The sequence below is a fragment of the Streptomyces durbertensis genome, from assembly GCF_014156695.1.
Classification (GTDB): Bacteria; Actinomycetota; Actinomycetes; order Streptomycetales; family Streptomycetaceae; genus Streptomyces; species Streptomyces durbertensis.
In genome coordinates, this window is record NZ_WMLF01000922.1 from 1 (window position 1) to 581 (window position 581).

Consider the following 581-nt stretch of genomic DNA (forward strand, 5'->3'; position numbering starts at 1 on the left):
GGGGTGGAGGTCGCCGACCGGGTCGGCCCGCTGCCGCCGGGCTGGGGCCCGGACGGCCCGGAGGGCTCGGGAGGCGGAGAGGACGAGCCTCCCGGCGGTACGTCGCGGGTGCCGGGCGCCGCCGAGACGGGCGACTTCCACCTCGCCCCGCCGAGGGCGGTCGCAGCGGGCCCCGAGGCGGCGCACACGCCGGGGACGCCGGAGCCGACGCAGTCGCCGGAGCCGCTGCCGGTGCCGGAGCCGCTCCCAATGCCGGAGCCGCTGCCGGTGCCGGTGCAGCCGGCCACGCCGACGCGTCCCTACGGCGGACCGCAGGCGCCCGCCGGGTACGGCTACCCTCCGGCGGCCGCGCACCAGGCGCCGGTCGGCGTGGTGCGGGCCGACGCCGGGGCGCCGCGGGTGTCCGCGCGGGCCGGCGGCGAGCGGTCGGGTCCTCCGGTGCCGGTGACGGCGGTGATGCTGACGGTCGCGGTGCTTCTTGTCGCCGTCGGGGTCTGGCTGGTGCTCACCGCCTGACCGGGCGGTCAGTCGCGGCGCTGCGGGACGTGCGGTGGGTGGGCGCCGCCGTGCGGGGCCGGGCC

General features: G+C 81.4%; 1 pseudogene. It reads left to right on the forward strand.

Annotated elements, in window-relative coordinates:
- A pseudogene (locus GL263_RS27685) lies at nucleotides 1–516 on the forward strand (hypothetical protein); the annotation flags it as partial.
- Nucleotides 517–581: the final 65 nt, after the last annotated feature.